Annotated in this window: 21 protein-coding genes and 1 pseudogene; 13 read left to right on the forward strand and 9 right to left on the reverse strand. The window is 60.8% G+C overall.

Translation table 11 applies throughout. From position 1 onward, the window contains the following. Positions 1-2: 2 nt before the first annotated feature. Both B3N48_RS16540 and B3N48_RS16545 read left to right on the forward strand, forming a co-directional pair. Positions 3-371, forward strand: a complete 369-nt coding sequence (locus tag B3N48_RS16540; protein WP_296185511.1) for a response regulator — start codon at positions 3-5, stop codon at positions 369-371. Between the two features lie 38 nt (positions 372-409). Beyond that, positions 410-700: a hypothetical protein gene (locus B3N48_RS16545; protein WP_296185514.1), complete on the forward strand. Its 291-nt coding sequence runs from the start codon at positions 410-412 to the stop codon at positions 698-700. Positions 701-722: 22 nt separating this feature from the next. Here the strand turns inward: B3N48_RS16545 and B3N48_RS16550 are convergent, their stop codons facing one another. Further along, on the reverse strand, positions 723-1,295 hold the full coding sequence (locus B3N48_RS16550; RefSeq protein ID WP_296185516.1) for a LuxR C-terminal-related transcriptional regulator: 573 nt from the start codon (positions 1,293-1,295) through the stop codon (positions 723-725). Between the two features lie 147 nt (positions 1,296-1,442). Between B3N48_RS16550 and B3N48_RS16555 the strand changes: the two genes are divergently transcribed. From B3N48_RS16555 to B3N48_RS16575, 5 genes and pseudogenes are all read left to right on the forward strand, one after another. Continuing rightward, entirely contained in the window at positions 1,443-2,618 is a 1,176-nt protein-coding gene (locus tag B3N48_RS16555; RefSeq protein WP_296185517.1) for an acetyl-CoA acetyltransferase, read from the forward strand. A gap of 2 nt (positions 2,619-2,620) precedes the next feature. Continuing rightward, positions 2,621-4,156 (forward strand): class I adenylate-forming enzyme family protein, encoded by a 1,536-nt coding sequence (locus B3N48_RS16560; RefSeq protein WP_296185518.1) that lies wholly within the window; start codon positions 2,621-2,623, stop codon positions 4,154-4,156. Positions 4,157-4,215: 59 nt separating this feature from the next. Continuing rightward, complete coding sequence (locus B3N48_RS16565; protein ID WP_296185520.1) at positions 4,216-5,589, forward strand: MFS transporter; 1,374 nt, start codon at positions 4,216-4,218, stop codon at positions 5,587-5,589. Positions 5,590-5,718: 129 nt separating this feature from the next. Further along, positions 5,719-5,880, forward strand: a pseudogene (locus tag B3N48_RS16570) (RND transporter); the annotation flags it as partial. Between the two features lie 109 nt (positions 5,881-5,989). Beyond that, entirely contained in the window at positions 5,990-6,151 is a 162-nt protein-coding gene (locus B3N48_RS16575; protein WP_296186190.1) for a hypothetical protein, read from the forward strand. Positions 6,152-6,215: 64 nt separating this feature from the next. Here the strand turns inward: B3N48_RS16575 and B3N48_RS16580 are convergent, their stop codons facing one another. Then, complete coding sequence (locus tag B3N48_RS16580; protein ID WP_296185521.1) at positions 6,216-7,097, reverse strand: NmrA family NAD(P)-binding protein; 882 nt, start codon at positions 7,095-7,097, stop codon at positions 6,216-6,218. A 131-nt stretch (positions 7,098-7,228) separates the two neighbouring features. Here B3N48_RS16580 and B3N48_RS16585 point away from each other — a divergent pair, with 131 nt between their 5' ends. After that, positions 7,229-7,834, forward strand: coding sequence for a TetR/AcrR family transcriptional regulator (locus B3N48_RS16585; RefSeq protein WP_296185522.1), 606 nt, complete (start codon positions 7,229-7,231; stop codon positions 7,832-7,834). Between the two features lie 18 nt (positions 7,835-7,852). On the opposite strand, the gene B3N48_RS16590 is transcribed toward B3N48_RS16585, so the two are convergent. Next, positions 7,853-8,092 (reverse strand): hypothetical protein, encoded by a 240-nt coding sequence (locus B3N48_RS16590; protein WP_296185526.1) that lies wholly within the window; start codon positions 8,090-8,092, stop codon positions 7,853-7,855. 263 nt (positions 8,093-8,355) lie between these two features. Further along, positions 8,356-9,132, reverse strand: a complete 777-nt coding sequence (locus tag B3N48_RS16595) for a FadR/GntR family transcriptional regulator (protein ID WP_296185528.1) — start codon at positions 9,130-9,132, stop codon at positions 8,356-8,358. 162 nt (positions 9,133-9,294) lie between these two features. Here B3N48_RS16595 and B3N48_RS16600 point away from each other — a divergent pair, with 162 nt between their 5' ends. From B3N48_RS16600 to B3N48_RS16610, 3 genes are all read left to right on the forward strand, one after another. Continuing rightward, entirely contained in the window at positions 9,295-10,608 is a 1,314-nt protein-coding gene (locus tag B3N48_RS16600; protein WP_296185529.1) for an MFS transporter, read from the forward strand. Positions 10,609-10,624: 16 nt separating this feature from the next. Then, positions 10,625-11,605 carry a D-erythronate dehydrogenase gene (gene denD / locus B3N48_RS16605; RefSeq protein WP_296185530.1) on the forward strand — a complete coding sequence of 327 codons (981 nt, stop codon included), beginning with the start codon at positions 10,625-10,627 and terminating at the stop codon, positions 11,603-11,605. 149 nt (positions 11,606-11,754) lie between these two features. Beyond that, positions 11,755-12,303 carry a cupin domain-containing protein gene (locus tag B3N48_RS16610; protein WP_296185531.1) on the forward strand — a complete coding sequence of 183 codons (549 nt, stop codon included), beginning with the start codon at positions 11,755-11,757 and terminating at the stop codon, positions 12,301-12,303. Positions 12,304-13,017: 714 nt separating this feature from the next. Here the strand turns inward: B3N48_RS16610 and B3N48_RS16615 are convergent. The 3 genes from B3N48_RS16615 to B3N48_RS16625 form a co-directional block, all read right to left on the reverse strand. Further along, a complete protein-coding gene (locus tag B3N48_RS16615; RefSeq protein WP_296185532.1) occupies positions 13,018-13,917 on the reverse strand; it encodes a hydroxymethylglutaryl-CoA lyase in 900 nt (299 codons plus the stop codon). Between the two features lie 46 nt (positions 13,918-13,963). Then, the gene (locus tag B3N48_RS16620) at positions 13,964-14,350 is read right to left on the reverse strand and encodes a MerR family transcriptional regulator (protein ID WP_296185533.1); all 387 of its coding nucleotides are present in this window, start codon (positions 14,348-14,350) and stop codon (positions 13,964-13,966) included. Between the two features lie 342 nt (positions 14,351-14,692). Continuing rightward, positions 14,693-15,640 carry a LysR family transcriptional regulator gene (locus tag B3N48_RS16625; protein ID WP_296185535.1) on the reverse strand — a complete coding sequence of 316 codons (948 nt, stop codon included), beginning with the start codon at positions 15,638-15,640 and terminating at the stop codon, positions 14,693-14,695. Positions 15,641-15,809: 169 nt separating this feature from the next. On the opposite strand from B3N48_RS16625, the gene B3N48_RS16630 reads away from it, so the two are divergent. After that, positions 15,810-17,042, forward strand: coding sequence for an acyl-CoA dehydrogenase (locus tag B3N48_RS16630; RefSeq protein ID WP_296185536.1), 1,233 nt, complete (start codon positions 15,810-15,812; stop codon positions 17,040-17,042). 260 nt (positions 17,043-17,302) lie between these two features. Here the strand turns inward: B3N48_RS16630 and B3N48_RS16635 are convergent, their stop codons facing one another. Both B3N48_RS16635 and xthA read right to left on the reverse strand, forming a co-directional pair. Next, positions 17,303-18,658 (reverse strand): phosphate ABC transporter substrate-binding/OmpA family protein, encoded by a 1,356-nt coding sequence (locus B3N48_RS16635; protein ID WP_296185537.1) that lies wholly within the window; start codon positions 18,656-18,658, stop codon positions 17,303-17,305. A 152-nt stretch (positions 18,659-18,810) separates the two neighbouring features. Further along, positions 18,811-19,623, reverse strand: coding sequence for an exodeoxyribonuclease III (xthA, locus tag B3N48_RS16640; RefSeq protein ID WP_296185539.1), 813 nt, complete (start codon positions 19,621-19,623; stop codon positions 18,811-18,813). Between the two features lie 230 nt (positions 19,624-19,853). Between xthA and B3N48_RS16645 the strand changes: the two genes are divergently transcribed. Then, positions 19,854-20,504 (forward strand): GNAT family N-acetyltransferase, encoded by a 651-nt coding sequence (locus B3N48_RS16645; protein WP_296185540.1) that lies wholly within the window; start codon positions 19,854-19,856, stop codon positions 20,502-20,504. Positions 20,505-20,554 lie beyond the last annotated feature (50 nt).

Consider the following 20,554-nt stretch of genomic DNA (forward strand, 5'->3'; position numbering starts at 1 on the left):
TCATGACCACGATATTGATCGTCGATGACGAGTACCTGATCGCCGACGTGCTGAGTTTTGCCCTGGAAGACGAAGGCTATCTGACGGTGACCGCAGGCAGCGGTCACCGGGCGTTGGCCATTCTGGAGCGGGAACGTCCGCAGCTGATCATTACCGATTACATGATGCCGGGCATGAATGGCATCGAACTGGCGGAGGCGGTGAGGGCGCACAAAACGTTGCATGAGATTCCGATCATGTTGATGAGCGGCGCTCAGGCGCATCTCGGCATCGCGCGTCGGGACCTGTTCCTTGAGGTGTTCGACAAGCCATTCGACATTCATGCCATGGTCGCGAGAGTCAAATCCCTGCTGACGCCCGATGGAGCTTGAACGACGACAATCGGCCCCCGTCACCACCCGTGGCGCCCATGCTCGAAGACCTGGGGCACCGAGTGCAGATCGCCAGTCACGGCGACGAATCGCCGGCCTTGACTCGCGAACACACTGATTTCGATCTGACGATCGCGGATCACCGCGCGCCGACGCTGTCTGGTGCCGAACTCGCCGAGCATGTTTCCCGCTTGCGCCCGGCCCTGGCGATCATCACGCCCTTGGGCTTCACAGACACCCTGTCGCCGCTGGCCCAGCGTCTACCTCGCTTGCCCAAGCCCTTCAAACAGTCGGAGCTGGCACGCGCCATTGCTTCGATCGGAACCTGAGGGTTTTGCCCCTCCACGCGCATTAGCGCAGCACGATGATTTTCGACACCAGATCGGCGCTGTTTCTGGCTTGCAGTTTCTTCATCAGTCGGGCGCGGTGGACTTCAACGGTGCGGTGGGAGATCGACAGCTTGCGCGCGACTTCCTTGCACGTCAGCCCGTTGACGATGTGCGCAGAGATCTCACGCTCCCGCGGCGTCAAGTTCACGGTGGGGCGAAAGGCCCGGTCCATGCGTTCGAAATGCCAGACCATCAGTTGAAACGGCTCATCAGGCGTGAGGGTGTAGCCGTTGGCGCGCGCCCAAAACACTTCGCCGCTCTGGTGCTGCATGAAGCGCTCGTCGGAATAGGCGCCATTGCGGGCGTTGCGCAACCAACTCAGGCTGCGTTCGCCGATGGCCTGGTAATCGGCCTGTGAAGGATAGAGTTTCAGAATCAGCTGATCGGCCAAATCTTCACGCTGATACCCGAACAGCGCCAGAAAGGCGGCGTTGAAATCCAGCATGCGACGATTGCCGGTGATCACTTGCGGCGCAGGCGAGACTTGAAACGCCAGACGCTCCAGGTCCTGCAGGTGGTCGGACTCATCGTTCATCGCGCGGCCTCGCTGTTTCCTGTCGTCTTCCTGACCAGTATCGGTCCCTGAACTACTCATCCCTATACGTAGTTGTACGAACTGGCGAGGGGGCTTCGTGGTGGGCATTGTAAAGAACGCCTGCTCATTGCGAAGGAGAAAATAACAATGGTCAATGACACCGTATCCATCGTCGCCGCCGGTCACACCCGGTTCGGGCGGCTGGACGACACCCTTGAGGACCTGATCGTGCAGGTCACCCGCCAGGCGCTGGACGATGCCGCGATCGAAGCCTCGGACATCGACGCCGTCTTCCTCGGCCACTTCAACTCCGGTCTGGTCCCGGACGGCTTTCCGGCCTCGTTGGTGCTGCAAGCCGACCCCGCCCTGCGCTTCAAACCCGCCACCCGCTGTGAAAATGCCTGTGCGTCGGGTTCGGCCGCGATTCAGGCCGGGATCAACGCAATCCGCTCCGGTGCCGCTGAACTGGTGTTGGTGGTCGGCGCCGAGAAGATGACCGCCAACACTACCGCCCAAGTGACCCGAGCGTTGGGGGGTGCGGGGTATCAGAACGATCCTGAGGAAGCCGGCCTGAGTTTTCCTCAGCTGTTCGGGATTGCCGCGAACCAGTATCGCGACCGCTACCAGAGCCCGATGGCGGCGATGGCGGCCATTGCCGCCAAGAACCACGCCAACGCCATGGCCAATCCGCTGGCCCAGATGCACAAGGCGATGACGTTCGAACACTGCAACACGGTGTCGGAGAGCAATCCGCTGATCGCTTCGCCCTTGCGCCTGAGTGACTGCTCGCTGATCACCGATGGCGCGGCGGCGATCATCCTCGCTTCGCCGCAACGGGCTCGCGCCTTCCGTCGCGAGGTACTGATCCGTGGCAGCAGCCAGGTCAACGACGTGCTGCCCATCGCGCAGCGCGACATTCTGGCGTTCGAAGGGCCTCAGCGGGCGATCCACGCGGCGTTGCGTCAGGCCGGAGTCACGCTGATCGACCTCAATTTTGCCGAGGTGCATGACTGTTTCACCATCGCCGAGTTGCTGATCTATGAGGCCATGGGGCTGGCGCCGAAAGGTGAGGGTCATCGAGCGCTGGACGACGGCATCGTACAGGCCGGAGGGCGTTTGCCGGTCAATCTGTCCGGCGGCCTGAAAGCCAAGGGGCACCCTGTCGGGGCGACCGGCGTGTCGATGCATGCCATGGCCTTTCATCAACTGACCGGCAATCCCATCGGCCTCGCCGCACCTGATGCCGAATTCGGGCTGCTGTTCAACATGGGCGGCATGGCGGTCGCCAATTACGCCACCGTGCTGCAAGCGCGGAGGGCCTGAGCATGAATATCGCCCATTGGTTGAACGACGCGGCCCGCCGTTGGCCTGAGCGTCCGGCGCTGTTTCACGGCAGCGTACAGGTGGCGGACTACGCCGAATTTGCCCGTCGCGTCCGGGTGCGGGCGGCTTATCTGCGTGCAGCACACGGTGTCGAATCGGGGGATCGCGTGGCGCTGTTCATGAAGAACTGCTGCGAATACCTCGAGCTGTTTTACGCGATCTGGTGGATCGGCGCGGTGGCGGTGCCGATCAACTGCAAGCTGCACGTTGCCGAAGCGGGCTGGATTGCCGAGAACGCCGAGGCTCGGCTGATGCTGACCGACGACGGCAACCAGTTCGTTGCCAACGAATTGCCTGCCCACTGCGCGGAGCTCCCGGTTCAGGCCTCCTTGGCGAGGGTCGACAGTGGGGACGTTGCCCTCGACGTGCCCGTTTCCCGCACCGCCGGTGACCTTGCCTGGTTGTTTTACACCTCGGGCACCACCGGCCGCTCCAAGGGGGTGATGCTGTCCCACGGCAACCTGATGGCGATGTCGCTGTGTTACCCGCTGGATGTGGATCAGGTGTCTGCCGACGATGCCGTGGTGTACGCCGCGCCGATGTCCCATGGCGCGGGGCTGTACAACTTCATTCACGTGCGTTGCGGCGCCCGGCACGTTGTGCCCGCCTCTCGCGGGTTCAAGGCGGCGGAGCTGTTCGATCTGGCGCGGGGCCTGGAGCAGGTGTCGCTGTTCGCGGCGCCGACCATGGTCAAGCGCATGGTGGAAGAGGCGCGTCGTCAGGGCTATTCCGGCGAAGGCCTGAAGAGTGTGATCTACGGTGGTGCGCCCATGTACGTGGCCGATCTGCGGGAGGCGGTGGACGTGTTCGGTCCGCGTCTGATTCAGATCTACGGCCAGGGTGAAAGTCCGATGACCGTCACTGCCCTGGGTCGTGAGGCCATCGCCGACCGCGCCCACCCGCACTGGGAGCGCTGGGCCGCGTCGGTGGGCATGGCGCAGTCCTGCGTCGAGATCAAAATCGTGGACGCCCAGCGGCAGGTCGTTCCCAGCGGGCAAGCCGGAGAAATCGCCGTGCGAGGCGCGACCGTGATGCAAGGCTATTGGCGCAATGAGGCAGCGACTCGCGAAACCCTGGTAGAGGGCTGGTTATTTACAGGCGATATCGGCTACCTGGACCCCGACGGCTGCTTGACCCTGACCGACCGCTCGAAAGACGTGATCATCTCCGGCGGCAGTAACGTGTACCCCCGGGAAGTCGAGGAAGTGCTGGCGACGCACCCCGGCGTGTTCGAGGTGTGCGTGGTGGGGGAAGCGGACGCCGAGTGGGGCGAATCCGTGGTGGCATTCGTCGTGGCGCGCGAAGCCCAGTCGGTCGACCCGCACGGGCTGAATGAGTGGTTCGTGTCGCGCATGGCCTCGTTCAAGAAACCTAAGAAATACGTGTTCTGCGACGAACTGCCGAAGAACAGCTACGGCAAGGTGCTCAAGACCGATTTACGCCTGTGGCTGAAGGAGCGCAGCGCGGCGGCGGTGTGAGCGCGACGTTTGACCCTGATGTTTTTCCTTGAATAACAACAAAAGACAGGAATACAACCATGGCAATTCAACAGCAAAACCCTGGACGGCAGCGGCGTCGCGCCTTTGTCGGCGCCATCTCCGGGCACCTCATCGAATGGTATGACTACGGCGTCTATGGCTTTCTGGCGGTGTACATCGGCGGGGCGTTTTTCGTCTCGGACAATCCGACGACCAGCCTTTTGAGCAGCTTTGCCGCGTTTGCGCTGAGCTTCTTCATCCGGCCACTGGGCGGGCTGTTCTTTGGCCCGCTGGCCGACAAGATCGGTCGCCGCAAAACCCTTATTACGGTGCTGGTGATGATGGCGGGGTCGACCTGCCTGCTCGGGCTGCTGCCGACGTATGCGTCGATAGGGCTGGCGGCGCCGGTGCTGCTGATCCTCATCCGATGCCTGCAAGGCTTTTCGGCCGGCGGCGAAATCGGCACCATCACCAGTTTCATTTCCGAGTATGCGGGGCCGGGACGTCGAGGCTTTTCCACCTGCTGGCTGATGGTCACGGCGGTCTTGGGGCTGCTGCTCGGCGGCGCTGTTGCCAACGGCATGACGTGGGCACTGGGGGCGGAAACCATGCAGGCCTGGGGCTGGCGCGTGCCGTTTCTGATCGCAGGCCCCATGGGCCTGATCTCGATGTACATCCGCCTGAAGCTCGAAGACAGCCCGGAATTCCTCGCCCTGCAAAAAGCCGGGGAGACGTCCAAGGCGCCGCTGCGTGAGGTCTGGCAGTGGAAGCGGGCGATTGCGCTGGTGTTCTTCATCATCACCCTGCACAGCTCGATCTTTTATCTGGTGCTGACCTTCGCCTCGACCTACATGTCGCGCATCCTCAAGTTCGACAGTGGCACCACGTTGTTCTATGTCTTCATCGCCAGCCTGGCCGCGGCGTTCGTCATGCCGCTGGGTGGGGCGTTCACCGACCGTTATGGACGCAAGCCCTTTCTGATGGTGGTCGGGGTGCTGGCGACCCTGGCGATGTACTGGTTCTTCAAGGCGGCCCCGACGGCGACCCCCGGGACGTTTATCTGGCCCTTGATGGCGGTGGCGATTCTGTTCGGTCTCTACGCGTCTTCGACCTACGCCACCATGAGCGAGCTGCTGCCGACGCGGATTCGCTCGACAGGCATCGCGGTGGCGTACAACATTCCGGTCGCGGTGTTCGGCGGCAGTGCGCCGTTGATTTCCACCTGGCTGATTCAGCAGACCGGTGACATCAGCTCGCCGTGGTATTTCTACATCGGTACCGGGGTCGTGTCGCTGATTGCGTTGAGCATGCTGCGGCAGGAGGACTTCGTCGCCTGCAGCCATGCCCTTCAACCGGTGGCGCCGGACCGCATCGCCGCGTCAGTTCCCACAGCGTCGCCTTCTACCAAAGCCAGCCACAGCCCCGCAGCTTGATCCCGCTTGCCTGCGCCGTACCGTTCGAGCGGTGTGCGGCGCAGGCCATTCCCTTCGATACAGGCTGTCTCCCTCGCGGACCTGGCGTCTGCGCAACTGAGCCTGCAGGCACAATTGGCGGACAGCTATGTGCGGCTGCGCGGGCTGGATCAGCAGACCCGCTTGCTGGAGCAGACGACCCAGGCGTTCAGTCGCGCGGTGGATTTGACCCAGGGCCTGCACGAAGGCGGCATCGTCTCCGGCCTCGACGTGGCACGGGCGACCTCGCAATTGTCGTCGGCCAAATCGCAGCTTAGGCAGAACGCTGTGCAACGGGCCGTGCTGGAACATGCCATTGCCGCATTGACCGGGGCCTCAGCCTCGCGGTTCAGACAAACAGGGCGCAATCGGCTACCCGGAAGTGGTCGTCGCGCAAACCGCATCATTACAGGCGCAACGCAGCGTGCTGGATCTGCAGACCCAACAACTGGCCGCCAGCGTCGGGCTGGTCAAAGCGTTGGGGGGAGGATGGAACGTGTCGGAACTGGCGGTCAACGACACGCTTGGTACGCCGCTTCAATGAGCCCTTGCGTAAAAAAGCCCCGCTGAATACGCGGTTCAGCGGGGCTTGCCTGTCACAGCGTCGATCAACGCTGATAAGCGGCCTTGTGCAAATTCACGAACGCCTGAACGGTCATCGGCGCCTGGCCCGTGACTTCCGCAATGATGGTGTCTTCACCTTCGAACACGCCGTGCTGATAGTCCTGCGCCACTTCGATCAGGTGCTGACGAAGGAATGGGCCCAGTCCCGATTCGGTCATTTCTTTATCGTATTGCTCAAGGCTGATGGGGACGTAGGTGATAGGGCGTCCCAGCACTTCACCCACGGCGTCGGCGACGCCTTGCTGACTCAACTCGATCGGGCCGTTGAGGTTGTAGGTCTTGCCAGCATGGGGCTGCGGGTTTTGCAAAAGGGCCGCAATGAAACGCGCCTGATCTTCAGCCGCGATGGGGGCGTGTCGACCGTCGCCGAACGGCAGGCGGATTTCGCCACGCTCAACGATGTGTTTGCGCCAATGCGGGTACAGCAACCACTGAGCGAAATAGGTCGGGCGCAGGTGGGTGGTCGCGAGCCCCGACCAGTCGAACACGCGCTCTGCCGTGTAGTGGTTCAGGGCCGCATTGCTTTTGGCAACCCGGCGTGCGGAGATCTGCGACATGTTGACCACCGAGCTCACGCCGGCTTCTTTCGCCGCCAGTGCGAAACGCGCGCTGGCGTCAATAATGCCGGGATGGATGGGGTAAACGAAATAGGCCGATTCAATGCCTTCGAGGGCTGCACGCAGCGAATTCAGGTCGTCAAAATTGCCAATCGCGACCTCGGCACCCCGTTCACGCAATTCAGCAGCGCGGTGGTCGTCGGTGCGTACCAGGGCCCGGACGGGAATGTGTTGTTCGCGCAGGATTTCGACAGTTCTACGGCCAGTGAAGCCTGTGGCGCCAGTGACGAGCAACGTGGGTTGAGACATGATCGTTCCTTAATGTCTGAAACCGCTTGCGCGGCGAGGTGAGTTATATGAAGCTTGTAATCCAAATTAGATGGTGATCGGAATCTAATGTCAACCGCATTTCTGATCATCGGTCAGAAAAGAGGCGTTCGATGCGCAAGAGCAAAGTGGAAACGGCCGCAACCCGGCAGAAAATCATCGAGGTGAGCCGGACAGAGTTTCGTCGTCACGGCATCGATGGCAGTGGGTTGACGGCGCTGATGGCAGCGGCGGGGATGACGCAGGGTGGGTTTTACAAACACTTTTCGTCGAAGGCGCAACTGGTGGCGGAAGCGACGAAAGCCTCCGTTGACGACCAGCTGGCGAAGTTGGGAGCGTTGGGCGCGTCAGGCGATCCGGGGGAGGCCTTCAACGCCTCAGTCGCCACCTACCTGAGCGTGCAGCACCGGGATGAAGAGAGCGGCTGCCCTTATGCAGCCTTGGGCAGCGAGCTGGCCAGGGCTGAAGAACCGGTGAAGAGTGTGGCCGTTGAAGGGTTCGAGCGCACCCTGGCGTTGCTGACTGAGCAGTTGGAGGCGGCACAACCTGCTGCGCTGATGGGCCCGGCTAGCCGTGATCAGGCCATGCTGAGCTTGTGCGCGATGATGGGGGCGATGACGGTTGCCCGGATGACCGAAGGTGATGCGCTGTCAGAGGAGGTATTGGCGGCGGTCCGTCGTCAATTGATCGTCGAACCACCGTCAAAATCGAGCGATTAGAACTTTTGTCCAGAGTCATCAGTTGCCGTCAGCGACCTTGCGTTCGATTTCGGCAGTCTTGCGTTTCAGTTCTTCCGCCTCTTGCTCTTTGGTGCGGATGGAGGTCGGCGTGATGACTTCGTCTACAGCGCGGGTATCGTCATCGCGGTCTGCGAGATCCCGTTCGACCACATTGACCGGTTGGCCGGAGGCATCGGTGGGCGGCGCGTTGGCGGGACGATTAGCGGCGTCGGGGTGGCTGCGGTGGTCGTTACTCATGTTGGTATCCTCTGGGGGTTTGACTGTTGGAGGATGCACATCGAGACGAGTTCGAGAAATATTGCCGAGCGGCTCTGCAGCGTCAGGCGCCAAATCGCAGGCAGAAAAAAGCCCGCTGGGGAAGACGGGCTTAAAAGGATCAAAAGGAGTAAGTGCAGATTGAACCGTCGGACGTGAACATTTCGTGAAAACGGTTTTATGACTGATTCCTATTTAACAATTGGCGACGAACGGTCATGCCTTGCACGCTGATGCCGTGCCAATCAGAGGTTTATGTGCACCGGATTCTGCCAGAACGCCGGGTCCGCGCTCTTCAGCCGCTCGACCGCGTTGTTGATGTGGGTGAGGGCGGCCTGGCGCGCGGCTTCAGGGGCGCGGGCAGCGATCGCGTTGTAGATTGCGACATGTTCGATGCGCACGGTGCTGGCCATTTCCTGACGGCGCTCTTCGTTGGACCGGGTGATGCGAATCGCTTCCTTGACGAACTGGGCGATGAATTCGTGCAGGGAAGGGTAGAGCGGATTACCCGTGGCGTGGGAAATCGACAAATGAAACGCCAGGTCCTCCTCGACGCCGTCATGGCCCTCGTGTTCAGCGGCGTCGATGGCCTTCAACGCGCGTTCGATGGTCGCCAGTTGCTGCGCTGTGTGGCGTTGGGCGGCGAGGGCCGCGGCTTCGCCTTCGATGCCTCGGCGCAATTCGGTGACGCGTAATACCGCTTCGATGGAACCGGTCACGTCCACGTCAATGGTGAAGGCCTTGATGTGCGCCCCTTCACACACCACCGTGCCGCTGCCTTGACGCACTTCCACCAGCCCCGCCGACTTGAGCCGGGAAATCGCTTCGCGCACCACGGTCCGACTGACGCCATAGCGCTCGCACAGCTCGGGTTCGGTCGGCAAGCGCGTGCCCGGCAATGCTTCGCCACTGGCAATGTGGGCCTTGAGCGCGGCCGTGACCTGATCGGCCAGGGTGCCTTTGGAGGCGTCTTTCAGGCTGGCGGGGACCGAGGGGCGTGAAGAACGATCGGAAGCAGGCATGGAAATCTCATGGTTCAAATGAGCGAACGTTACTGCATTTCTGTCGGCGCGTCCTGTGGCCGAGCGGCGGTTGAATTCGTATGACGTATTATGTTACTTGTTACGTCGCACGGTGTTCTGCCCCAACGATTGCCCACTACAACAACAACGGGATGGGAAGAAATGAGTGAATCCTTGACGCAAGGCGCCATCGGCACGCCCGCCGCCGATGCCTCTGAAGACGCGGCGTATCGCAAAGCGGCATGGCGCATCCTGCCACTGCTGTTGCTGTGTTACCTGGTGGCCTATCTAGACCGGGTCAACGTCGGCTTCGCCAAACTGCAAATGTCCGATGACCTGCATTTCTCTGAAGCGGTGTATGGCCTCGGCGCTGGCATTTTCTTCATCGCCTACTTTCTTGTGGAAATTCCCAGCAACCTCATCCTGCATCGCGTGGGTGCGCGGTTGTGGATCGCCCGAATCATGATCAGTTGGGGCGTGATCTCGTCCTGCATGGCCTTCGTCACCACGCCGATGTCGTTCTACATCATGCGGTTCCTGCTGGGTCTGGCCGAAGCCGGTTTCTACCCGGGGGTCATCCTGTACCTTTCGTACTGGTTCCCGACCCACCGTCGCGGCAAGATGTTCGCGCTGTTCGCCAGCGCGGTGCCGCTGTCAGGGTTGGTCGGCGCGCCGCTGTCCGGCTGGATCATGGCGGTGTTCGATGGTGCCCACGGCTGGGCTGGCTGGAAATGGCTGTTCTTCATCGAGGGCCTGCCGTCGGTGGCGATCGGCATTCTGGTGATCTTCTGCTTGAGCGACCGCATCTCACATGCCGGCTGGTTGACCCAAGAACAGAAAACCCTGCTGCAATCGCGCATCGATGCCGAAAGCCACACCCATGAAGCCCACAGCGTGCGCGATGTGTTCCGCCAGCCGCGCATCTGGCTGCTGACTGCGATCTATTTCTGCATGATCGCGGGCTTTTATACGGTCGGGTTCTGGCTACCGACCCTGGTCCGTCAGGCCGGTGTCACCGACGTGCTGCACATCGGCCTGTTGACCGCGATTCCTTACGGTGCAGCCGTTGCCACCATGCTGCTGGTGTCCCGTCACGCCGACAAAGTCCGCGAGCGTCGCTGGCATCTCGCACTGACGGCCATTGTCGGCGCGATCGGTTTGATCATCTCCGCAACGTGGAGCAGCAGCTTTACGATGTCGATGATAGGTCTGACCTTGGCTGCGATGGGCGCGCTGAGCACGTTGCCGCTGTTCTGGAGCTTGCCGACGGCCTTTCTCGGTGGCACGGCGGCAGCAGCGGGGATTGCGCTGATCAACTCGTGCGGCAACCTCGCCGGATTCGTGTCGCCGTACCTGATCGGCTTCCTCAAGGACATGACCCAAAGCACCACCATCGGCCTCTACGTGATGGCGGGTGCGCTGATCCTCGGGTCGGTGCTGATCTTCCGGATTCCCGCCAAACTCGTTAATCGCTGAGCATCAGGAGTGACCCATGAATATTCTCGTGACCGGCGCAGCTGGTTTTCTCGGCCGCCGCCTGATCGAAGCCCTTTTGCTGCGCGGCGCGTTGACCGACCGACAGGGGGCCACTCAGTCCATTTCGAAGATTGTGGCCTTCGACGTGGTGCCCCTGAACGGCCTGGACGACCCACGGGTCGAGGTGGTCTGCGGTGACATCGCCGACCCGCAGGTACTGGAAACGTTGGTGACCGCCGACGTCGACAGTATTTTCCACCTCGCTGCAGTGGTGTCGAGCCAGGCCGAACAGGACTTCGAGCTGGGCATGCGCATCAACTTCATCGCGACGCAACAGTTGCTGGAGCGGATCCGCAAAATCGGCAGCTGTCCGAAATGGGTGATGACCAGCTCCGTCGCTGTTTTCGGCGGGCAGCTTCCAGCCCAAGTCGAGGACCACCACGTCTGGGCGCCGCAAAGCTCCTACGGCACGCAAAAGGCCATGAATGATTTGCTGCTGGCCGATTACAGCCGCCGGGGTTTCGTCGATGGCCGCAGCTTGCGCATGCCAACCATCGTGGTCCGTCCCGGCAAGCCGAATCTCGCTGCGTCGAGCTTCGCCAGCGGGATCATCCGTGAGCCGCTCAACGGGCAGGAAAGCGTGTGTCCGGTGCCGCTGGACACACGTCTGTGGTTGATGTCGCCGGCGCAGGCCATCGTCAACCTGATTCATGGCCATGAGCTGTCGGCCGCGCAGTTGGCTCAGGGACGGGTGATCAACATGCCGGGGCTGTCGATCACCGTCGAGCAGATGATCGATGCATTGCGGCGCACGGCGGGGGACGAAGTGGCCAATCGGATTCGTCTGGAACCCAACCCTGCCATCGAGCGTATCGTCGGCTCATGGCCGGGATCGTTCACAGCGGCGTATGCGCAGCAATTGGGTTTCACCGCTGACCACGATTTCACCGACGTCATAGGCCAATTCATCGCCGAATACCCGCCGCAGGGGCGCTGAAAGCGTCGCTTTACCCTGTCGTGTGGTCGTCTAGGTCGGGACGCTTAATCGTGTTCTAATCTGCCCCACTCAAACCGGGGAACGGCCCACGCCTGGCCTGTGAAAACAGGCACTTCCCCCGATACCCTCAGAATCGACCAAGGGCTGTCATGGATACGGGGTCACGACTGAAGTTAGTGCGGGAAAGCTACAAAATGTCCCAGCGTGAGCTGGCCAGACGCAGCGGTGTCGCCAACGGCACCATCTCCTTGATTGAATTGAATCGCGTCAGTCCCTCGGTCAGTTCGCTGAAAAAGCTGCTGGAGGGGTTTCCCATGACCCTGGCGGATTTTTTTTCGTTCGACCAACCGCCCCAGGAACAACGCTATGTCTTCCGCGGCGGGGAACAACCGGATCTCGGTCGGGATGGCTTGCGCCTGCTGCTGATCGGCGCGTCGGTGCCCAGCCGCCAGATGCGCATGCTCCGCGAGCAATACGCCCCCGGCGCCGGATCGGGTGACGAGCCCATCGTCCACGCCCAGGGCGAGGAGTGCGGCCTGGTGACACGCGGCACCATCGAACTCACGGTCGATGGGCAGATCAGCACGCTCAATGCCGGCGATGGCTACTATTTTCCGACCACACTGCCACACAGCTTTCGCAACATCGGGCAGGATGAGGCGGAAATCATCAGCGCGAACACGCCAGCAAATTTCTAGAGAGCCAGTGATTCCGGTCGAAGACCTGATGCCTGCCCGATCGGCTTCTGGCCTTAGGCGCTGGCGAGGTGGAACGCCACCCCGGCACTCCCACGCCTTCGGCAGAAGCTTGATCGCGTTGAGCCAGCAATCGTGGGTGGCGCTGATCATTTCCAGACGCGAGACAGCACGAAGGGGAGCCGAGGCTCCCCTTCAAGGTGTTTCAGATGCATGCTCTTTTTTGTTCTTAGGTGGCCTGTTGTTGTTTTTGGCAGCCATACCTCTTTTGGTTTTTGAGCCGACCCCCATCCAGGGTCAAGAGCAAACGTATTTTTTTGAGCGCTGATACAGCTTCGATCTTGCGATTCAATCCGTGCGGTCGCTACCTGAAGGTAGTTTTATTCTTCTCTGCCGGATCAAGAGACTTGAGCCTCACAAAGCAATCCACTCCAAAAAAATCAGTTAGCTGCGTCTCTTCCGTCTTGTTCTTGTTATGTCAGAGCCGATACGTCTTGTTTTTATTGGGTTACTGCGATTTTTTATTTTTGTTGTACCAGAGACATAGCAGAAGCCGTGCCAGGTTTGGTTGATTCCGTGAGAGGCCCGTAAACCGCGGCCTTCAGAAAAACATCAGGAAGTGATCGAACGGGGAGATGACCTCAGGTGTTTCCGTGTTACCCGTTTCCAGCGCTTCAATGCCGAACAGGGTAACACTCTGTGACAAGTTGTCGCACCTCAGGCCGACAAACGTGCCTTCGCCACCCGCGAGCCGTTGGGCCTGCCCAGCACCTCACTGATGCGTTGGCCCGCAGCGATCAGCGCATCCAGATCAATGCCAGTCTCGATGCCCATACCGTCAAGCATGTACACCACATCTTCCGTCGCGACATTGCCCGTGGCGCCCTTGGCGTACGGACATCCGCCAAGGCCCGCCACCGAGCTGTCGAACACCTGAACGCCTTCCAGCAAGCTGGCATAGATATTCACCAGCGCCTGTCCGTAGGTGTCGTGAAAATGGCCCGCCAGCTTGCCGCGCGGAATGTTGGCGGCCACGGTATCGATCAGCGTCCGCGTCGCGCCCGGCGTGCCGGTGCCGATGGTGTCGCCCAGTGACACTTCGTAACACCCCATGCTGAACAGCTCGTTGGCCACCGACGCCACTTGTTTCGGCGCCACCTCGCCTTCGTATGGGCAGCCCAGCACACACGACACGTAACCCCGTACCCGAATGCCATGCAGACGCGCCGCCTCCATGATCGGCAGAAACCGGTCAAGGCTTTCGCTGATCGAGCAGTTGATGTTGCGTTGCGAGAAGGCTTCTGATGCGGCCGCGAACACCGCAACTTCCTTGACCCCTGCCAAGAGCGCGTCCTCGAAACCACGGAAATTGGGGGCGAGGGCGGCATAGGTCACGCCATCCTTACGCTGGATCCCCGCGAACACCTCGGCCGAACCTGCCATTTGCGGCACCCACTTGGGCGAGACGAAACTGCCGACTTCTATGTAGCCAAGCCCGGCGTTGGACAGGTCGTCAACCAGCCGAATCTTGTCGGCGACGTCGATAGGGCGCGCTTCATTTTGCAGCCCATCACGGGGCCCGACTTCGACCAAACGTACACGTTGCGGCAGCGACATGGCAGAAAATTCCTCAGTCTTGGCTTCAGGTTAAGGGGTTATCTCACTATTGATGCGGGGTAGTTTTCAGCGCTTCCTTGCAACGTTCTTCGGCAGTGTCCAGCTCCAGCTGCATCTGCTGAATATCCAACAGCTGCTGGTCCAGCTGTGCACGGCGCTCCGCGATCTTCTTGAGCATCGTGGTGAGCTGCCGTCGGTTATCGCCGCTGGGGTCGTAAAGGCCGATCAGATCCCGACATTCCGCCAGAGAAAAACCGATGCGTTTACCCCGCAGAATCAGCTTCAACTTGACCTTGTCCCGAGCCGAATAAACCCGCTCCAGCCCACGCCGTTCGGGGCTGAGCATGCCTTGTTCTTCGTAGAAGCGGATCGTGCGCGTGGTGATGTCCAGTTCGCGTGCAAGGTCGGAGATGCTGTAGGTCGGGTGATTCATGGCGGGGCTCGAACGAGAATAGCGTCCGGCTAACGTACGGGCAGCTTGACGTAAACGTCAAGCGGTCAAACGCGCTGCATCGGACCTGCTGGAGATTCTAGGTTGGCTGGCAAACCGCATGCGTCCCATCACAGCCCGCAGCAAGGTGGCTCCGGCAAGGTCATGCATCGGTCATCAAATCTGCGACCGACGTCGTACCCTGTAGGAGCCGGCTTGCTGGCGAAGACGGTGGTTCGGCCACTGATGGGCTGTCCGGAATGACCCTTCCGCCAGCAAGCCGTCTCCCACCGTTATAGATCTCTATTTAGCCTGAAAAAAATGTAGTAACTCACTGATGCTCGGTCATTTAACTGCCACTTCAAGTTCTTTCTCAAGTTTGCGCTCCTGAGCAATGACCAATTGGCACAGCTCAATGATCTGCTCGCGCATCCAGCGGTTCGCCGGGTCCTGATCGGTGCTTTCGTGCCAGTAGAGGTGCGTTTCCACGCTGGGCACATCGTTCACGGGCAGGTGCACAAAATGCAGGTCGTTACGCCGAGCGAAGCGTTCGGGTACGGTCATGACCATGTCGGTCTGCTGCAGCACCTGAGACGCCATCAAATAATGCTGCGAGCGCAGGGCAATCTTGCGCTGGATGCCCATTTTCCCCAGTGCCAAGTCAACGTAACCCAGCCCGCTGCGGCGACTGGAGATGTGGATATGGGCCACTGAGAGGTAATCATCCAGTGCGATAGCGCCTTTGTTCGCTAACGGGTGTCCTTTGCGCATAGCACAGACGTAGCTGTCTTCCATCAGCTTGACGTGACGCACCTGAGGGTCAGTGTTCAGCGGCGCGTCTACGGCGAAGTCCAGTCGACCGGCCGCCAGTTCTTTGGTGGTTTCCCGGCGTTTGGACAGAAAGCTTTCGATGGTCACGGCCGGGGCCAGACGGCGCAGGCGTTGAAACAGGGCAGGCAGAATGATCGCTTCGGTCAGGTCCGTCATGCTGATGCGGTAGTTCTTGTTCGCCTGCTGTGGGTTGAAAATCCGGCTCTCTTGCACGGACACCCGCAGCAGCGCTAACGCGTTGCGTACCGGACCGATGATGTTCTGAGCCATCGGCGTCGGCACCATGCCTTGGGCGGTCCGGACGAACAGCGGGTCGTTGAAGGTTTCCCGCAGGCGGGCCAGCGCGTTGGACACAGCAGGTTGAGTGATGCCGACGATCTGGCCGGCGCGGGTCAGGTTGGCCTCGGTGTAGATAGCGTCAAAGACAATAAAGAGGTTGAGATCGACCTTGGTCAAATTCATTGCGACGCGCCTCACGCTGCTTTTGGAGTTGGGACTTTCGTGCAGAAACGCGCCGATCATATATCAGTGATGAATGTTTATACACGCCGAGAATAGGTTAGATAAATGAAGAGCCGTGATCTAGCATCGCATTCATGTCTTGTAACACCTCTTCAGAAGGTAGCTGCCCATGGATTTCGCTTACTCCTCCAAAGTCCAGGAACTGCGCGAGCGCGTCACGGCGTTCATGGACGCCCACGTGTATCCCGCTGAGCCGGTGTTCGAGCGCCAAGTGGCGGAAGGGGATCGCTGGCAGCCCACGGCGATCATGGAGGTGCTGAAAAACAAGGCCAAAGCCGAAGGACTGTGGAACCTGTTCCTGCCTGAATCGGAACTGGGTGCCGGCCTGACCAATCTGGAATACGCGCCACTGGCGGAAATCATGGGCCGTTCGCTGCTGGGCCCCGAGCCGTTCAACTGTTCAGCGCCGGACACCGGCAACATGGAGGTGTTGGTGCGTTACGCCAATGAAGCCCAAAAGCAGCAGTGGCTCGAACCGCTGCTGCGTGGCGAAATCCGCTCGGCATTCGCCATGACCGAACCTGACGTTGCCTCTTCGGACGCCACCAACATGGCCGCCCGTGCGGTCCGCGACGGCGACGAGTGGGTCATCAATGGCCGCAAATGGTGGACCTCCGGCGCCTGCGATCCGCGTTGCAAAATCATGATCTTCATGGGACTGAGCAATCCCGACGGGCCGCGGCACCAGCAGCACTCGATGATTCTGGTGCCCACCGACGCCCCGGGGGTGAAGATCGTCCGCCCGCTGCCGGTGTTCGGCTACGACGACGCCCCCCATGGTCACGCCGAAGTGCTGTTTGAAAACGTGCGTGTGCCGTACGAAAACGTTCTGCTGGGCGAAGGACGCGGCTTCGAAATCGCCCAAGGCCGGCTGGGTCCGGGCCGGATTCACCACTGCATGCGCTCGATCGGTATGGCCGAGCGCGCCCTGGAGCTGATGTGCAAGCGCTCGGTGCAGCGCACGGCGTTCGGGCGTCCGCTGGCCCGGCTGGGTGGCAACATCGACAAGATCGCTGACTCGCGCATGGAAATTGACATGGCGCGGCTGCTGACCCTCAAGGCCGCGTACATGATGGACACCGTCGGCAACAAAGTGGCGAAGAGTGAAATCGCGCAGATCAAGGTCGTGGCGCCAAATGTTGCGTTGCGGGTCATCGACCGCGCGATCCAGATTCACGGCGGAGCAGGGGTGTCCGGTGATTTCCCGCTGGCCTACATGTACGCGATGCAACGCACCTTGCGTCTGGCGGACGGCCCGGATGAGGTGCATCGAGCGGCCATCGGGAAGTTTGAAATCGGCAAATATGTGCCGAAGGACATGATGCGCAGCGAGCATCGTTGATTCGCCGCCGCGCAGGGACAGTGTCATCAAACGGTCCTGAGCTAACGCGCGCCCAGTTGAGGTAGGGAGCTTGCTCACGAAGGCGTCGTGTCGGGCGATTGCGATGGGGCTGAACGGCCCCCGCCGTGAGCAGGCTTGTTCTTACAGGCGCGCCGAGTCGCCGCGAATTATCCGGCCTGGAGCGCAATCCCCGCTGGACGCGAGTTCATTCGCGAATCGGTGGTACCGGCAGCGGCGTTCCAGCCGTCCACAGCGTTCCGCTACTGCACCCATACCTCGACCCTGCGGTTCTTGATGCGACCTTCGTCAGCATCGTTGGCCGCCACGGGCAGTTCATCGCCGAAACCCTGCACATCGCGCAGGATGACGTCGTGCTTCAGCAGCTCCCTGCGCACCGCCATCGCCCGCAATCGGGACAATAACTGCGCCCGTGCCGGGTCGCTTTTCGCATCGCCAAACCCCACCAGTGTCACGCGCTGATTCAGCTTGTCCTGGGTTTTCAGGTAATCCACCACGCGCCTGATGTCTTGACGGGCCTTGGCATCCAGCGTGGCGCTGCCCTGGGTGAAGCGAAAATTCACCGATAGCCGCTCGGCTTCCCGGGTCAGGTTCTGGTATGTCGCTGGCATTTCCGAGGTGGCCCGGACTTTCACAGCCTGTATGGTCTGCGCCACGAAACCGTTCTGCGCCACGACGGACTGGCCCTGAGGGCTCTGAGCGAAGCGCACCAGCGCCTTGGCCCAGCGCTGATTCGAGCCGGGAGGGAGATAAAAGTACAGCCTCCGGGACAGGGGGTAGTCCTCGGTGGCAATCAAGCTGGAGGTGGGCAGCATCGGTCGGGACTCGCCGTCGATGATTGCCACTGCGCGACTGTGACGCACATACGGCAGACCGATAAACCCGATGCCCTGGCGATCCTGGCTGACCTCATCAGACAGCGCTTCGCTGGACTCGAACCGTTTCGCGTTCGGTGCCAGCGACCGGGCCCATTTGCCCAGCACCAGCTCGTTGAAGGTGTCGAACGTGCCGGATTGCTGATCGCGTGCGTAAAGATGAATGGCGCCGCCGGTGCCGCCCAGCGCCTCCCAATCGTGAATTTCCCCGGAAAACACCTTGGCCAGTTGGGTGATGCTCAGCTCGCGGAGGGGATTGGCCGGATGCAGGATCACCGCCACGCCATCGATGGCGATGACCTGTTCGGCGTTGTGATTCCGCAGATCGCCCAAGGCGGCCAAATCGCTGACCTCGGCGTTCTTGATGGCGCGGGAAGAGGCCGCAAGGTCGGCTTGGCCGTTTTTCAAAGCGGCGAAGCCGGTGCTCGATCCATGAGCCGCAACGTCGATGCTCACGCTCTGACCTGACGGCAGCTGCCCGACGATGCGCACTTCATTGCTCTGTGCACCGGGGAGTTGTTGAATCTGCTGGGCGCCCTGTTGGGCCAGCAACCCTGCCACCAACGCCGGGCCTAGCTGCGCCCCAATGGTGTTTGAGCCTTGAATGCGTAGCACAGGCGCCCCGTTTTCCGGCAGAGGCAATTGCGCAGAGCGGGTGGAAAGAGGGGCCAGTGACGTCAGAAAGGTGAGAAAGAGAGGCAGGAAACGTCGGGCGCGCTGCATGTGCGGCATCTTCTTATGGCCAGGAGTGGCCGGAGAATAAGACAGCCGCATTACCGCAATGTGACAAGTGTTTCACGGGGGGCGTGGCTGATGGCCGAGCATCTGACGCTGCTCAGCCGCTCAGCCACAACCCACCGGGAGGGGGTTCGCCATCAGCTCAATTCAAGCCAGATCGGCGCATGATCCGACGGTTTTTCCATCGCACGCAGGTCGTAATCCACGCCTGCTGCCAGGATGCGCGGCTGCAGTCCATGGGACGCGAGAATCAGATCGATGCGCAGCCCGCGCTTGGGCTCGTCCTCGAAACCGCGGCTGCGGTAGTCGAACCAGCTGAACTGATCGACCACTTCCGGATAGAGATGACGGAAGCTGTCCACCAGGCCCCAGTTTTTCAGCTTGGCCATCCACTCGCGTTCTTCTGGCAGGAAGCTGCACTTGCCAGTCTTCAGCCAGCGCTTGGCATTGTCCGGGCCAATGCCGATGTCGCTGTCTTCCGGGGAAATGTTCACGTCGCCCATGACCACCAATGGCTGGTCGTTGCTGAAACGGGTTTCCAGCAAATGCTGCAGGTCGGCATAAAACTTGGTCTTGGCCGGGAATTTGGTCGGATGATCGCGGCTCTCGCCCTGTGGGAAATAGCCGTTCATGACCGTCACCGGCTGGCCATTGCGGTCTGCGAACGTGCCCCAGATGAACCGGCGTTGAGCCTCTTCGTCATCGGTTTCGAAGCCTTTATGGATCAACAGTGGCGGCTGGCGTGAGAGCAGGGCGACACCGTAGTGACCTTTCTGCCCGTGGAAATGCACGTGATACCCCAGCGCTTCGATTTCCGCCTGGGGGAACTGATCATCCGAGACCTTGGTTTCCTGCAGGCCGATGACGTCGGGCTGATGCTTTTCAATCAATGCCGCCAGTTGATGCGGGCGGGCCCGCAGGCCGTTGATGTTGAAAGACACAATTTTCATAGACGGCAGTCCTGGCAAAAATCAAACAGCGATGCTAGCCGACCTGTTCGGCGACGGCCAGCGCCCGCGCAGAATCTCGCGTCTGAAGTGGACTGCTACGCTGTGGGAAAGCCCTGAAGAATTCGCCGGAACTGTCGTCTGCGGCCAAGACTCGAAATCCCGACAGTACGAAGCTGACACCTCGAACCTGGCCACACGCGTCAGGTCGCCATCGAAAGGGACACGATCACATGCCTGAATCTGCGAACGCACAGCCTGACATCCGCCAACTGGACAGCGGCTATTCAAGGGAGTCTCGCTCGCTGCTGTATCAGGCCTATCGCCATGAGCCGAGTTTTGCTTACCTCTTCGAGTCCGGACGCTCCGGTTACGAACAACGCGTGCGCGCAACCATTCGCGAGTTGGTGAAGCAGCATTTTCTGCAGGACATGCCGGCGTTGGGGCTGTTCGTCGACGATCGTTTGGTGGGCGTGGCGCTGATCGCGCCACCCCAACGCCGCCTGGGCATTACCGAAAGCTGGGCGTGGCGGCTGCGCATGGTGATGAGCACCGGTTTGCGCTGCACCCAGCGCTATCTTGAGTATTACCAGGCCGTGTTGGCGTGCTTGCCTTCGGATGCCGTGCATGTGCTGCCGCTGTTCGCCGTCCACCCGGATTTCCAGGGTCAGCACTACGGCGAACAGCTGTTACAAGCCCTGCATGACTGGTGCGCGGTGGATGAACATTCCCAGGGCATCGTCCTCGACACCGGAAACGGCCACTATTTGGAGTTCTATAAAAGACAGGGCTACGAGGAAATCGGCGAAGTTGCTGTAGGACCTGTTCGCGAGCATGTATTTTTTCATCCAAACCCTCAGGTTTCATTGGGTTCCATGGCGTGAAGGCCGACGTTTTCTCCCATTTCGCGGGTTTCAGCAGCACCCGCCGCTCG

Source organism: Pseudomonas sp. UBA1879, from assembly GCF_002338065.1.
In the GTDB taxonomy this organism is placed as follows: domain Bacteria; phylum Pseudomonadota; class Gammaproteobacteria; order Pseudomonadales; family Pseudomonadaceae; genus Aquipseudomonas.

What these genes read in the sequence shown, in the direction of transcription:
- B3N48_RS16580 (WP_296185521.1), bottom strand. Translation starts at nt 7,097, where the DNA reads ATGTCTCAACCCACGTTGCTCGTCACTGGCGCCACAGGCTTCACTGGC.
- B3N48_RS16555 (WP_296185517.1), top strand. Translation starts at nt 1,443, where the DNA reads ATGGTCAATGACACCGTATCCATCGTCGCCGCCGGTCACACCCGGTTC.
- B3N48_RS16560 (WP_296185518.1), top strand. Translation starts at nt 2,621, where the DNA reads ATGAATATCGCCCATTGGTTGAACGACGCGGCCCGCCGTTGGCCTGAG.
- B3N48_RS16545 (WP_296185514.1), top strand. Translation starts at nt 410, where the DNA reads ATGCTCGAAGACCTGGGGCACCGAGTGCAGATCGCCAGTCACGGCGAC.
- B3N48_RS16540 (WP_296185511.1), top strand. Translation starts at nt 3, where the DNA reads ATGACCACGATATTGATCGTCGATGACGAGTACCTGATCGCCGACGTG.
- B3N48_RS16585 (WP_296185522.1), top strand. Translation starts at nt 7,229, where the DNA reads ATGCGCAAGAGCAAAGTGGAAACGGCCGCAACCCGGCAGAAAATCATC.
- B3N48_RS16620 (WP_296185533.1), bottom strand. Translation starts at nt 14,350, where the DNA reads ATGAATCACCCGACCTACAGCATCTCCGACCTTGCACGCGAACTGGAC.
- B3N48_RS16610 (WP_296185531.1), top strand. Translation starts at nt 11,755, where the DNA reads ATGGATACGGGGTCACGACTGAAGTTAGTGCGGGAAAGCTACAAAATG.
- B3N48_RS16590 (WP_296185526.1), bottom strand. Translation starts at nt 8,092, where the DNA reads ATGAGTAACGACCACCGCAGCCACCCCGACGCCGCTAATCGTCCCGCC.
- B3N48_RS16635 (WP_296185537.1), bottom strand. Translation starts at nt 18,658, where the DNA reads ATGCAGCGCGCCCGACGTTTCCTGCCTCTCTTTCTCACCTTTCTGACG.
- denD (WP_296185530.1), top strand. Translation starts at nt 10,625, where the DNA reads ATGAATATTCTCGTGACCGGCGCAGCTGGTTTTCTCGGCCGCCGCCTG.
- B3N48_RS16645 (WP_296185540.1), top strand. Translation starts at nt 19,854, where the DNA reads ATGCCTGAATCTGCGAACGCACAGCCTGACATCCGCCAACTGGACAGC.
- B3N48_RS16550 (WP_296185516.1), bottom strand. Translation starts at nt 1,295, where the DNA reads ATGAACGATGAGTCCGACCACCTGCAGGACCTGGAGCGTCTGGCGTTT.
- B3N48_RS16600 (WP_296185529.1), top strand. Translation starts at nt 9,295, where the DNA reads ATGAGTGAATCCTTGACGCAAGGCGCCATCGGCACGCCCGCCGCCGAT.
- B3N48_RS16565 (WP_296185520.1), top strand. Translation starts at nt 4,216, where the DNA reads ATGGCAATTCAACAGCAAAACCCTGGACGGCAGCGGCGTCGCGCCTTT.
- B3N48_RS16630 (WP_296185536.1), top strand. Translation starts at nt 15,810, where the DNA reads ATGGATTTCGCTTACTCCTCCAAAGTCCAGGAACTGCGCGAGCGCGTC.
- B3N48_RS16615 (WP_296185532.1), bottom strand. Translation starts at nt 13,917, where the DNA reads ATGTCGCTGCCGCAACGTGTACGTTTGGTCGAAGTCGGGCCCCGTGAT.
- B3N48_RS16595 (WP_296185528.1), bottom strand. Translation starts at nt 9,132, where the DNA reads ATGCCTGCTTCCGATCGTTCTTCACGCCCCTCGGTCCCCGCCAGCCTG.
- xthA (WP_296185539.1), bottom strand. Translation starts at nt 19,623, where the DNA reads ATGAAAATTGTGTCTTTCAACATCAACGGCCTGCGGGCCCGCCCGCAT.
- B3N48_RS16625 (WP_296185535.1), bottom strand. Translation starts at nt 15,640, where the DNA reads ATGAATTTGACCAAGGTCGATCTCAACCTCTTTATTGTCTTTGACGCT.